Origin of the sequence: Lysinibacillus sp. VIII_CA, assembly GCF_049943995.1 — a bacterium.
In the GTDB taxonomy this organism is placed as follows: Bacteria; Bacillota; Bacilli; order Bacillales_A; family Planococcaceae; genus Lysinibacillus; species Lysinibacillus pinottii.
Genome location: NZ_JBNFXM010000013.1, coordinates 49,208 through 62,526, shown reverse-complemented (window position 1 = coordinate 62,526; position 13,319 = coordinate 49,208). Strand labels below are relative to the sequence as shown.

At 37.5% G+C, this 13,319-nt stretch carries 12 protein-coding genes; 9 read left to right on the top strand and 3 right to left on the bottom strand.

The window, feature by feature from the left end:
* Nucleotides 1-256 precede the first annotated feature (256 nt).
* Entirely contained in the window at nucleotides 257-2,254 is a 1,998-nt protein-coding gene (locus tag ACP3VS_RS16450; RefSeq protein ID WP_200990801.1) for a methyl-accepting chemotaxis protein, read from the top strand.
* Between the two features lie 47 nt (nucleotides 2,255-2,301).
* Here the strand turns inward: ACP3VS_RS16450 and ACP3VS_RS16445 are convergent, their stop codons facing one another.
* Nucleotides 2,302-3,480, bottom strand: coding sequence for a serine-tRNA(Ala) deacylase AlaX (locus tag ACP3VS_RS16445; RefSeq protein WP_031418091.1), 1,179 nt, complete (start codon nucleotides 3,478-3,480; stop codon nucleotides 2,302-2,304).
* Nucleotides 3,481-3,636: 156 nt separating this feature from the next.
* On the opposite strand from ACP3VS_RS16445, the gene ACP3VS_RS16440 reads away from it, so the two are divergent.
* From ACP3VS_RS16440 to ACP3VS_RS16410, 7 genes are all read left to right on the top strand, one after another.
* Nucleotides 3,637-3,924, top strand: a complete 288-nt coding sequence (locus ACP3VS_RS16440; RefSeq protein ID WP_426389300.1) for a DUF6509 family protein — start codon at nucleotides 3,637-3,639, stop codon at nucleotides 3,922-3,924.
* 254 nt (nucleotides 3,925-4,178) lie between these two features.
* Nucleotides 4,179-5,324 carry a VanZ family protein gene (locus ACP3VS_RS16435; RefSeq protein WP_426389269.1) on the top strand — a complete coding sequence of 382 codons (1,146 nt, stop codon included), beginning with the start codon at nucleotides 4,179-4,181 and terminating at the stop codon, nucleotides 5,322-5,324.
* 13 nt (nucleotides 5,325-5,337) lie between these two features.
* A complete protein-coding gene (locus ACP3VS_RS16430; protein WP_012292454.1) occupies nucleotides 5,338-6,672 on the top strand; it encodes an FAD-dependent oxidoreductase in 1,335 nt (444 codons plus the stop codon).
* 17 nt (nucleotides 6,673-6,689) lie between these two features.
* Nucleotides 6,690-7,163 carry a glutathione peroxidase gene (locus ACP3VS_RS16425; RefSeq protein WP_036160600.1) on the top strand — a complete coding sequence of 158 codons (474 nt, stop codon included), beginning with the start codon at nucleotides 6,690-6,692 and terminating at the stop codon, nucleotides 7,161-7,163.
* A gap of 173 nt (nucleotides 7,164-7,336) precedes the next feature.
* Nucleotides 7,337-8,104, top strand: a complete 768-nt coding sequence (locus ACP3VS_RS16420) for an ABC transporter ATP-binding protein (protein ID WP_012292456.1) — start codon at nucleotides 7,337-7,339, stop codon at nucleotides 8,102-8,104.
* Nucleotides 8,091-9,959, top strand: a complete 1,869-nt coding sequence (locus ACP3VS_RS16415; protein WP_036218002.1) for an FtsX-like permease family protein — start codon at nucleotides 8,091-8,093, stop codon at nucleotides 9,957-9,959. Before ACP3VS_RS16420 ends, ACP3VS_RS16415 begins: the two co-directional genes overlap by 14 nt.
* Nucleotide 9,960: 1 nt before the next feature.
* Nucleotides 9,961-10,320 (top strand): YxeA family protein, encoded by a 360-nt coding sequence (locus ACP3VS_RS16410; RefSeq protein ID WP_012292458.1) that lies wholly within the window; start codon nucleotides 9,961-9,963, stop codon nucleotides 10,318-10,320.
* 25 nt (nucleotides 10,321-10,345) lie between these two features.
* Here ACP3VS_RS16410 and ACP3VS_RS16405 read toward each other — a convergent pair whose 3' ends face one another.
* Both ACP3VS_RS16405 and ACP3VS_RS16400 read right to left on the bottom strand, forming a co-directional pair.
* Entirely contained in the window at nucleotides 10,346-11,734 is a 1,389-nt protein-coding gene (locus ACP3VS_RS16405; protein ID WP_031418102.1) for a sensor histidine kinase, read from the bottom strand.
* The gene (locus tag ACP3VS_RS16400) at nucleotides 11,731-12,453 is read right to left on the bottom strand and encodes a response regulator transcription factor (RefSeq protein WP_012292460.1); all 723 of its coding nucleotides are present in this window, start codon (nucleotides 12,451-12,453) and stop codon (nucleotides 11,731-11,733) included. Before ACP3VS_RS16400 ends, ACP3VS_RS16405 begins: the two co-directional genes overlap by 4 nt.
* Nucleotides 12,454-12,668: 215 nt before the next feature.
* Here ACP3VS_RS16400 and ACP3VS_RS16395 point away from each other — a divergent pair, with 215 nt between their 5' ends.
* A complete protein-coding gene (locus ACP3VS_RS16395) occupies nucleotides 12,669-13,283 on the top strand; it encodes a PH domain-containing protein (protein WP_031418105.1) in 615 nt (204 codons plus the stop codon).
* Nucleotides 13,284-13,319 lie beyond the last annotated feature (36 nt).

The following is a 13,319-nucleotide window of genomic DNA, read 5'->3' as shown; positions in this document are numbered from 1 at the left end:
ATTTCTGTTGGAAAAAGTTTTAATTTCATCCATTAAAGCCAATGAATTTTGTCAATCAATAGCGAAAGATACCGATAACTTAGAAAAATGTAGAAAATTGTTAACACTATAACAATAGGTAAAATGGTATTATTATACATTAATTAATCTTATTGGAAAAGTTTTGTTGACTTCTTCTTTTGCTGACTTTACTCTGAAAGTAATGCATAAATAACTGAATTTTATAGCTAAAAATGGAAGAAGTGAGAATAAGGAAATGTGGATAAAAGGAATTGGCGGTAAATTAGTCGTTGCAATTATTGCTCTTGTATTTGTGACGTGTGGAACGCTGGGACTGTCTACTTGGATAAATAGTACTAAGGCAATGAATGAACAAGTGGAAACAAACTTGGTTTCTAGAGCTGGGGATGTTTCACAATACATAGAAGAACATTTTCAATTAACATTAGTAGAGGTTGAGGCAATAGCAGAGCAAGAGGCTGTACGTAGTATGGATTTTGAAAAGCAAAAACAATATTTATCGAAACGTCTTGCGGATAATAAAAACTACCTTGGCTTTGGTATTATTAAAGCTGATGGAGTAGCCCATTATTTGGATGATACAACTGCTGATTTAGGTGATCGTGATTATGTAAAGGAAGGCTTTACGGGTAATTCAGTTATGTCTGAAATTACGATTAGCCGCGTAACTGGTGAACCTGTTATTTTAATTGTGTCTCCAATCGACACTGTGTCAGGTGAGAAAGCATTATTACTAGCCCGTATAGATGGTTATTATTTATCCAATATTGTCGAGGATATTAAAGTTGGAAACAGTGGGTACGCATTTATGTTAGACGCTAACGGAACCATCATTGGACATAATAATCACTCCTATGTGAAAGAGCAAAATAACCCCATTAAGGAAGCGGAAGAAACAGGTGTAATGACTGGTAGAGCATTGGCTGCTAAAGAGATGATTGCAAATAAAAGTGGTTATTTTTCTTTTGAAACAGAGGATGCAGGTACTAACTTGATGGGCTACCATACGCTTGATAATGGTTGGAAAATGGGAGTTGTAGCTTTAGAAAATGAGATGTTTTCAGGGCTTTCTAAGCTCAAGACGAACTTTATTGTCACAACTATTATTGTCTCATTATTAGGGCTAATCATTTCGTTTGCTATTTCACGATCTGTTAGTAGACCGCTTCGTCATGTTCTTCGCATTAGTGAAGGCTTATCAGAGGGTGACTTTACACAAGAGATTCCTGAAAAATATTTAAAACGCATTGATGAGATGGGGACAATGTCGCGTGCATTGGATCGCATGACTGATAATATGCGGGAAATGATAGCAAAGGTGAGCCATGAAGCTACTACTGTGAATGAAGCTTCTTGTGACTTAATGGGAGATGTCATAGCTGTAACAAAACATTCTGAACAAATAGCAGGTGCCATAAATGAAGTAGATAGAGGAGCACAAAGCCAAACCGTGATGGCAGAGGAAAGTGCATCTGCTATGGAGCAAATGGCTTTAGGGATACAAAATGTAGCTGAAGTAGCCTCAACCATTGCTTCAAATACAGATTTTATTTCCCAGAAAATTAGTGAAAGTAATCATGCTGTCCAACAATCAATTTGTCGGATGAATGAAATTCAGGAAGGGACTACTGCTGAGCTGATGATTATTCATAAATTAGAAAAGGAGTCTGAGGAAATAAACTTAATTTCTAATATGATTACAGCTATTTCTGAACAAACAAATTTATTAGCACTTAATGCATCTATTGAAGCTGCACGAGCTGGAGATGCAGGTAAGGGCTTTGCAGTTGTGGCAGAAGAGGTTCGCAAGCTATCAGAGCAAACAGCCGAGTCTGCTACTAAAATTAATGTGTTAATTGAACGAGTTCAATCGTACACCTTAGAAGTCGTGAAGGCAGCAGAATCAGGTGAAGATAACGTGGAACGCGGATTAGCATCCATTGAGGCAGTGGGCGAACGCTTTGAGGAAATAGTTCGAGCTGTTGGGGAAATAGCTGGCCAAGTTGAAGAAATGAATGCTTCAGCTGAACAAATGTCTGCCAATACTGAGGAAGTTTCAGCTTCTATGGAAGAAATGGCTGCCACTGCACATGCTGCAAGTGATTATGTACATGAGGTAACAGATGCCACAACAGAACAGTTAAAAACAGTTACAACGATGAATAATCAAACTGAAAAACTGTCAGAAATGGCGAAACGTTTATATGAGGCCATTCAAAAATTTAAATATTAAAGAAGAGGAGCTGTCCAATTTTGGCAGCTCCTCTTTGGTTAGCGGGCTTAAATGTTTTGTATAGCTTCTAAAAGTTCTTCTTTAGAAATAATACATTCACCGCCTCCTTGTACCATTTGATCGCTTCCACCACCCTTACCATTAATGAGCGGTAATGCCTTTTCAGCAATAGCCTTCATGCTTTTAGATACATTTTTCCCTCTAGCTGCAACGAACTGTAGCTTGCCTTCACTTTCAGAAACAAGCAAAGTGATCATGTCGTCATGTTCAGAAACAATGGTACGAGCTAATTTTTGTAGTTCTTGCATAGTTCGTTGTTGAAAAGCAGCCGTCACAAGATTTCCGCTATTTGAAACGAGTGCTTTTGCTTCGTAGGTTAATAGCTCCTCTTTGGCTGCAACAAGTGCTCTTTCTGTATGTTTCTGAGCGCTTAGTATTTTAGTGAGGGCTGTAGCAGCTTCTACTTCAGGAACGCTTAGCTGGCGAGCTACATCGCCTAATACTTTTTTACGCATAGCAAGTTCATGCAAAACACGTTGTCCACAAACAAATGATACGCGAACATTGCCCTTCATTTTTTCAGTACCTAGAATTTTTATGGCATTGACCTGCCCAGTAGATGTTGGATGAGTGCCACCACAGCCGTTGTAATCATAGTTAGGAATGATAACAAGTCGAATATCTCCGGCCACTGCAACCTCTTTACGCAGATGATAATGGACCAGTTCATTTTCTGTAATCCATGTAGTTTCAATTGGACGATTTTCCAAAATGACTTCATTAGCTCGTGCTTCGGCTGCAGCAAGCTGTTGTTCCGTCAAAGTATCGACAGCAATATCAATTGTGACGTGCTCGCTTCCTAAATGAAAACTAACCGTCTGAGCATCAAAAAGTTCTACAAATGCGGCTGTTAAAATATGCTGACCAGCATGTTGCTGCATATGGTCGAATCGTCTAGACCAATTTAATGTGCCGTGCACAATGCCTTTCAACTCCGATATATCACCCTGCATGTAATGACGAATCTCTTCTCCGTTTTTCTCTACATCTATGACGTCAATTCCATTCAATGTTCCAGTATCATGGGGTTGTCCTCCGCCAGTTGGATAAAATGCAGTATTAGATAATACAACATAATGACGACCTAATTCGTCGATTTCTTTACTAACAATATGAGCATCAAACTCACGTAACATAACGTCCTGATAATATAATAAATTTTTCAAGAAAAAGCCTCCTTTTATGTAGATACGGTTTATGCAGGGTTGATTCCATTTTATTTTGGCATAATTACTTACAGGTGTATATGGCTTTTCTAGTTGACCCATGCTGAAATTGATTTAATATAGAAAGGAACAGCTAAAGATAAAGGAGCTAGTATGATGGAAATTACACAATTCTCAATGGAAGAAATTTTTGACCCAACCAATATTATGGAAGGGAAGCGGTACGAATTTATTTTAGATATTGAAATTGATGAAGAAGATGAGCTATATCACGAAGCAGGTATTGAAATTCGTGTTCTCATTGGTGAAAAGGCAGAGGAGCCCTATATTTTAAACTACTTCATAATGGAAAAGGCAGAGGGTGAATACTTAGATTTTGCTCTAGAGGATGATGAGCTAGAAGAAATTTTAGTATTTTGTAAAGAGGAAATAGCAAAGGCATAGAACGAAACAGGTAGAGAGTATATTCTTTACCTGTTTTTTTATTTTGATGAAGTAGAGGCCTTTATCTTCCAGAATGCTTTATGGACAATGGATTTATGTTGGTGTGATTAACATCGCACTAATCAAAAATCTGGGGTGAAGGGACGGACTTAAGGATAATGTAAGCTTATTGATATATTCTCGTAGAGTGAGGGAATTAAACTGAGTTTTAGGTTTCATCAATTCGGGCAATTTAAATAGAGAGGTGCTTATCTATGTCAACTTACACGCAATCCATTCATATTGCATTTTTTATAACGATTATTTTATCATTTGTTCTTTTTATTCCATGGCTTATTTATACGTATCGAAAATATAGTTATTTGTCTATGTCTAAAACCATTATTATGTTCTCCTTTATTTTTTACTTTTTATCTGCACTTTGTTTAGTATTACTTCCGTTCCCATCTACAAGGGATACTTGCTCACTTCAATCGCCAGATACAGTCCATACAAATTTACGACTATTTCAATTTATTGAGGATATTTTAAAGGGTAGTGGTGTTGTCTTAACCAGTCCATCGACATGGCTTGTTATCACGAAACAGCAAGCATTTTATCAAGCGTTTTTTAATTTCTTATTATTGATGCCATTTGGTGTGTACTTACGATATTTTCTTCAAGAAAGAAGGTACTGGAAACGTGCATTTTTATTAAGCTTTTTGCTAACATTGTTTTATGAGATCACACAAAGAACAGGTATTTATGGCATTTTTAATTGTGCCTATCGCATATTTGATGTGGATGATTTATTGCTAAACAGTGTAGGTGCATTACTAGGTTTCTTTTTAGCTCCTATCGTGTGGGCACTATTTCCTTCTCATGAAGAAGTCGAGGCTAAAGCTGCTGAAATGGAAAAAAGTGATATTGTAAAACCAATATCTGTTTTACTGGCATTAGTCATTGATTTATTTATAGTTCAGGTGATTTGGTTCATTATTGGCACTCTAACTGGGTATAGTGGCACTTTCGAATTCTTAGTCATTATTGCACTATATATGGTCATCTTTGGCTTCATACCAAGTTTAATGAATGGCGCAACATTGGGTATGAAAATTATGCGCTTTACAATGGTCAATAAGAAAGGCAAAAGTATTGTAAGACAATCCTGGAAACGCTGTATAGCAATTGTTGCTACAGTATTGCTATCTGAAGCCATTACAACGGTCGGTAACATTCAATTAGATATGGATTCACCATTCTATGTTCTGCAAATTGTCATTTCTTTACTAGCCTCATTAGGAGGTTTTGCACTTACAATGATAATAGCTATTCATGTTATACGCGTCATTGTAAGCGGAGGAAAGCGTCGTTTGTATATCGATCAATATGCTGATTTGATGGCAACAAAGAAAAAATAAGGGGGCAAGTGGAATGAAATACGTCATCATTGGGGGAGATGCTGCAGGTATGTCTGCAGCTATGGAGATCTATCGTAATGTACCAGGAGCGGAAATAACGACTTTAGAACGTGGTTTTATTTATTCATATGGACAATGTGGATTGCCGTATGTTGTAGATGGTCGTATTTCATCAACCAAACGCTTGATTGCAAGAGATGTTGAAACTTTTCGGGGTAAATATGGCATCGATGCACGAGTAGGCTATGAGGTGGAAAAGGTAGATATAGAGAATAAGGTTGTTTCAGGTATACAGGCAAGTGGCGAAGTATTCGAGATTTCCTATGATAAGCTGCTTATAGCAACAGGGGCCGACCCAGTTGTACCTGTCAGAAGTGGAGTCAATCTAGAAGGAATCCACACCGTCAAAACAATCCCTCAGTTAGAAGATTTAATGGCTGATTTAACACCTGATATTGAACAGGTAACTATTATCGGCGGGGGCTATATCGGATTAGAAATGGCTGAAACATTACAAACCTGTGGGAAAAAGGTAAGACTTGTTCAACGAGGAAGCCATGTGGCAAAGATTTTAGATGAAGAACTTGCTCAACATGTTCATGAAGAAGCAAAAAAGAACAATGTAGAGCTTTTATTAAATACAGATGTAGAAGCATTTGAAGGAAATAAACGAGTTGAACGGGTCATCACAAATAATGGCATCTTAGAAACAGATTTAGTCATTGTTGCTTCAGGTATTAGACCAAATACAAAGTTTTTAGAAGGCACTGGTATAGCTTTTGCAAAAAATGGGGCAATTATCGTCAATCGTCATTTAGAAACTTCCGTAGAGAATGTTTATGCGGCAGGAGATTGTGCCACTCATTTTAACATTGTGAAGGAGCGTATAGATTATATTCCTTTGGGAACAACTGCCAATAAACAGGGCAGGCTAGCAGGACTTAATATGTCTGGAAAGTTTGCACCGTTTAGAGGGATTGTCGGGACATCTATTTTAAAATTTTTCAACTTAACAATTGCTACAACTGGCATAAATGAACGCCATGCAAAAGAGCTTGGCTTTGATTACGAGGCCTTTAAATTATCAGCTCGCCATATTGCGGGCTATTATCCAGGTGCACAACGTATGTATATTAAGGTAGTTGTACGTAAACGAGATCAGTTGCTATTGGGTGCACAAATTGTTGGGCCAGCTGGTGTTGATAAGCGTATTGATGTGTTTGCAACGGCATTGTATAGTAAAATGACATTACCTGATTTGCTAGACTTAGATTTAGCTTATGCACCACCATTTAACGGTGTGTGGGATCCTTTACAGCAGGTAGCGAGAATGAATGGACGTTTATAAATAGGAGGTATAGAGCAATGAGTATTTATGATATTAACGTGACTTTAGAAGATGGTACTGACTATAGCCTAGAGCGATATAAAGGGAAGCCAATGTTAATTGTCAATACTGCTTCAAAATGTGGCTTTACACCACAATTCGAAGAATTAGAAGGTCTCTTTGAAAAATATCAGGATGAAGGTCTTGTTGTACTAGGTTTCCCGTCCAATCAATTCAAGCAAGAGCTGGCCACTGCTGAAGAAGCTGCTTCACAATGTCGGCTGGAATATGGGGTAACCTTCCCGATGCATAAAATCGTTAAGGTGAATGGTAAGGAAGCGCATCCGATTTTTGATTATCTCACTTCTCATTCTAAAGGGTTTTTAGGCAACAGCATTAAATGGAATTTCACCAAATTCTTAGTGAATCGAGATGGCGAGGTTGTTGGACGCTACGCATCGGCAGATAAACCAAGTAGTTTTGAAGATGATATTAAAAAAGTTTTAGCATAATAGTTAGAAGGATTCATGCACAGACTGTGTATGAATCTTTTTTTATTAATTAAAGCAGTAAAAACACGTTCATTGATTGAGAATAGATGATTTAAGGTTGCTGTAAGCTTACGACAATTTTGCTGTAAGTTTGAGGGCGTATACTAAAGTCAGAAAGAAGAGGAGGAGCGTATATGACGCCATTATTAAAGGTACAAAACGTTGAGAAAACATACGGCAAGGGCGCTAATACTTTTACAGCGTTATCTAATATATCATTTGAAGTAAAAAAAGGTGAATTTGTGGGCGTAATGGGTCCTTCAGGGGCTGGGAAATCTACGCTTCTCAATGTGTTAGCTACAATCGATACACCAACGACTGGTGAAATAATTATCGGTGATACGAACTTAGCACGTATGAAAGATGCTGAATTAGCGGATTTTCGTCGTGATAACTTAGGATTTATATTCCAAGACTATAACTTACTTGATTCTTTGACAGTACGAGAAAATATAGTTTTGCCACTGGCTATTGCAAAGATGCCAACAAAGGCTATTAGCGCTAGAGTCGACCGTATTGCTTCATTGTTCGGCATTAGTGATTTACTAGATAAATATCCTTATCAAATATCGGGTGGACAAAAACAACGTACAGCTTCGTCACGCGCGTTAGTAACAGAGCCAAAATTAATCTTTGCTGATGAGCCTACGGGTGCACTTGATTCAAAATCAGCAACTGATTTGCTGGAAAGCTTAAGTGACTTAAATCAATCTCAGGCAGCTACCATTATGATGGTTACCCATGATGCTTTTGCAGCGAGTTTCTGTCAGCGAATACTATTTATTCAGGATGGGCAGTTATCCAAGGAAATTCATCGTGGGACTCTAACAAGGAAACAATTTTTCCAAGAGATCTTACAGGTGCTGTCAAGCATCGGGGGTGGAGTAAATGACGTTATTTAGTTTAGCGCGTAAAAATATTCAGCGTAATTTGTCCAACTATTTTTTATATATTGCCTCGATGGTATTTAGTATCGTCATTTATTTTACATTTGTGACATTGAAATATAATGATGATCTTTCAGCCTTAAAACAATCCTCTCAGCAAATTAAAGGGTTGATGAGTGCATCGTCTGTAGTCTTATTGTTCTTCATTGTCATCTTTATGGCATATTCGAATTCATTTTTTATGAAGAAACGAAAAAAGGAAGTAGCACTCTATTCACTATTAGGCGTGCGAAAGCAAAAGATCGGCCTCATGCTCTTCTTTGAGAATCTAGTCATTGGGTTAGTCTCTCTAGTATTGGGGATCGTTTTAGGATTCTTTATGTCACAAGGATTGTTAATGATATTAGTCCGACTCATGGGGTATGAAATTGTTGGAAACCTGACATTTTCGATAGAGGCACTGGTGAATACAACAGTCATTTTTACAGTATTGTTTTTATTCACGTCGTTACAAGGCTATCGTGTTATTTATCAATTCAAATTGATTGACTTATTTCATGCAGAAAAACAGGGTGAACAAATTCCCCGTGCCTCTTTAGTAGCTGCGGTTTTAGGAACTGCACTCATCGCATTTGGATATTATACAGCTGCGTCTGATATGTTTACGAGTGAAATTTGGCGATTCTTCACGGTTTTAGGTACGCCACTAATGGTCATTGGCGTAACGATCGTGGGGACATATCTTTTATTCCATAGTGTAAGTGTTTTTGTGTTAACAGCTTTAAAAAGAGCCACATCTTGGTCTTGGAAAGGTTTAAATTTAATTGGGGTTTCTCAGTTATTGTATCGTATTCGCGCAAATGCTAAATCATTGTCGATTATTGCCATTTTAAGTGCCACGACAATTACAGCAGGCGGTGGCGTTTTCGGTATGTATTATAATGCAGAAGCAACTGTACGTCAGATGCTGCCAAATACATTTATGTGGAAAGGCGATCCCGTTGATTTTTCACAGAAAGACGTTATCTATAATGAATCACTGTCTGTGAAAAACTTACGTGTCGATAATGAATTTTCATTTTTCGAATATACATTACTTAAGGAATCTGATTATAATCGTTTAGCAAAATTACAAGGTAAGGATCAAAACTTGCATATTGCTGATGGATCGACGGTGTTGCTGGATGCCGCATATGATGAAAGATTTTCGCATGATTTTACTGGGGAAAACTTTAAGTTAAAGAATGGTGATTCTTTCCATGTAGAAAAAATGTACACAGAGAGCGTTCTAAACTTTATTCCTGCGGGAACGGTACTTGTCGTGAATGATCAAGAGTTTGCTGCGACTAATGCAGAAGAGATAAAGATGCAGGCTATTGGATTAGACAATGATTTGAAACAACAGGTCGTTTCACAAGACATTATCAAGCAATTGTCGACAGAACAACAAGAATCCTTCTCTAGTGTTCCTCAAAGCTATGAGGATAGTATAGCAACTGTAGGAGCATTACTGTTTGTGGGTAGCTTCCTTGGACTAGTTTTTCTAGCGGCAACCGGTAGTATAATTTATTTCAAAATTTTAACGGAAGCTGAGGAAGATCAGGCGAAATATGCGATTTTAAATAAAATTGGTGTCAACAGTAAGCAAATCTTAAAGACTGTAGCAGGACAAGTAGCTGTTATCTTTAGTGCACCACTTATCGTAGGTATTGTGCATAGTGCATTTGCGTTACTAGCATTTTCACAGTTATTTGGTATGAATATTACAAAGCCAGTAATATTATGGATGATTGCATATTCAGCTATTTATTTCATCTATTATATTTTTACTGTACGTTCGTTCTACAAAATTGTAAGACAGGGGAATTAATATGAAAAAAGTATTTTTTGGAATAGGTGCATTGCTTATCTTATTCGTAGCAGGGTTAGTTGTATTGATGACTGTAGACTTTAACCGTTTAAATAAAGACACTTACTATGTCCATATCACGGCTGATGGTGAGGTAGAGGAGTATAAGGCAAGTAACGGTGAAATTTTTAAAATGTATTGGTATGAGCTTCCTGCCTACAATAAAAATGGCAAAGAAAAGACATTAAAGTTCTCAGCTCATAAAAATTTACGCCATGATGCTTATTTAAAGCTTTATGTTAAAAAAGAGACGGAAGTCACTTCCTATGATGAGGTGAAATTCCACGAGGTACCTAATAAAGCGCAAGATCAAATGAAATAGCTAAAAGGAGCATCCACTAGTCAAACTAGTGCTGCTCCTTTTTTAAATTAATGGAAACGATTGTACCCTTTCCTTTTTCAGAGGTTATAGTAACAAAACCTCCATGGGCCTCAATAATATCTCTAGCAATGGCGGTCCCTAAGCCAGTACCAGCCGTATTGTCGGTATTGGTGCCGCGGTAATAGCGCTCAAAAATATGCTCTAAATCCTCTGAGGAGATACCCTTTCCATTATCTGCTATCGTAATGGAATCTTTATCGACAGACACATGGACAGATACATCAGGAGTATTATGAAGCAGGGCGTTGTGTAAAAAGTTTATGATCGCTCTGCGCATAAAATGTTCGTCAATGAGCTGGTGATGGTTCTCTGAGATTGCTTCAAAGTCTATATTGGCAAGTTCAAACTGTGGTGTATTTAATGTATCAATTACAATTTCCCGAATAAATGGCACCATGTTCACTTCTTTTAAAGTGAGCGGGAGCTGCTGATGTCTTAAGCGCATCGTTAAATTTAAGTCATCAAGCAGATTTTGCATATGCAATGACTGTTTCTCGATAATTTGTGCATACTCGGCCTTTTCTTGAGAGGTGAGTGTCTCGTCATCTAAAAGCTCTGCATATCCCCGAATAGAGGCAAGCGGTGTTTTCATATCATGAGAGACATTGCTAATCCATTCCTCGCGCATCAGTTCAAGACGCTTGCGTTCCTGCTCATGTGCAGCGAGTTCCCTGGATACTTCATTTAAATTTTCAAAAACAGTTTTATATACACCACCAGGCGTTTTAACTGGCTGATGCTCATGATTTTTTAAATGACGAATGCGTTCGATCAAGGCATAGAGAGGCGTCGTTAGCGTACGACCAAATAGCCAGCCGACCAATGCAGCGACTATTAAATCAGCAATAACAATGAATAACCCGAATTTACCAACAAACTGTAAAAAAGAGGTGCCAGAAATATGCATGACTAATCTCTCAACTTCACTCCCTTTTACACCAACTAGATAACTAATCTCATCCTTGACTCCTACATAAACCGTCGTATCAGCATCAAATTCTTTATATTTGTACACTTGTATCAAATCAACGGGTGCGTAATGGGAAGGTGCTTCCTCTGGGGCAAAATGAGAATCAATGACTTGACCATTCACATCAAGTAATTGAATCCAAGCATTTCGCATATGCAACTGTTCTAGTCCTTCTGCACTTATGGAGGTTTCGCCATTTTCTATTTCAATGTACTGCTGAAAATTCCGTACGAAGTCCTCTTCTTTCGATTCAGTCGCTCTATCAGAATCATTATTAAGTTTATACGACAGGAGACCAATGAGAATGGCCGTATTGACGAAAATAACGATGATCACAATGGATAGAACAGAAAAGAGAAAGCGAGCAGTCAATTTCCACTTCATTCTTGCGCCTCTTTTGGTATGACAAACTTATACCCAAGACCTTTTACAGTGGTGATAAAAATAGGTTTAGAGGCATCCTGCTCAATTTTTTCTCGCAAACGTCGAATATGCACCATGACAGTATTATCAGAACCGAAAAAATCTTCTCCCCAAACACGCTCAAAAAGGGTTTCTTTACTTAAAATGCGATGAGGATTGTGCATAAAACATGCCATTAAACCAATTTCCTTAGCTGTTAACTCCAATAAAATCCCATCCTTGTGGACTTCTGTTTCGTCAGCGTTTAGCTGGAAGGGTCCAACTTGTATTGTTTTTTCTGCCATGCCTGAAGTTGTTTCGTGTGTTTGATAACCAACTCTACGTAACTGTGCCTTCACACGATAGGCAACTTCCTTAGGACTAAATGGTTTTGTAATATAATCGTCGCCTCCGATGGCAAGCCCTAAAATTTTATCAATTTCTTCATTTTTAGCAGACATAAAAAGCACAGGTACATGCGATATTTCGCGAATGCGTCTACATAAATCATAGCCTTCTCCATCAGGAAGCATGACATCTAGAAGCACAATATCTGGACTTGTTTGCTGAAAGCTTGTCCAAGCATCGTGAATGGAGCCGGCTGTATAAATTTGTTTATAGCCTTCTTTTTGTAGGCTTACCTTTAGAAGATTAGCTAAATCTGCCTCATCATCCACTACTAATATGGTTGGCTCTTGCATTATTCACACACCCTTTCTTATGATGAATACTTTCTTATCGAAAGAATCCTTATATGTTATGAAAATCATTATAAATGAAATGTACTGGAAAGAGGAAATGAAGTATTACTAATAAAAGCCCTTGTATACTTACATTTAAAAATTGAAGATGGAGAAGTGAAACCTTTACAGCTACTAAACGTAAAAAGAGTATAGACAAATGAGGAGGAATGGCAATGTTTAAAAAAATAGCTGCCGATGCATTAGGATTATCTGATATTGGAGTAGTCGTTCAAAGAGAAGACTATGATAAAACTGATGCTGATGATTTTATACTACATGAAATAGATGAAAAAATTTACTTTTTAATTAAAACAAAGGCAGATGAATACTGCTTTACAAATCGTGCTATTCTCCATGTAGATGGCGAAAGCGCTATGAGTAAGAAACGATTACTACGTCGCTATGATTATTCTATGTTCGCCATTACAGATGTTTTTCTCGAAACAGCAGGAACAATTGACCTTGATGTCGAAATTAAGTTTACAATCGGTAATTCTCCACTTTCCATCGACATTCATAAACGCTTTATTGATGACATTAAAGATTTATATAAAGCGCTACATGCGATTAGCTACGAACAAAAGAACAATGCCTATAAGTTAGAAGTAGCAGAAAAAAGCTTACATATTGCTTCTTCATCACTTGGACGAATTGGCAATGATAATATTTCTCCGTCCGCATCATTTGAGGCAATTACCCGCTTTGCAAATACTTGGATGATTGATCATAAAGATCAGTACAAAAAAGAAGATTTCTCACATATTTTTGATTTATATATGAATAATTAACGGTTCAAAGTAGTTTTGCCTGCTACTGAAAGAAGA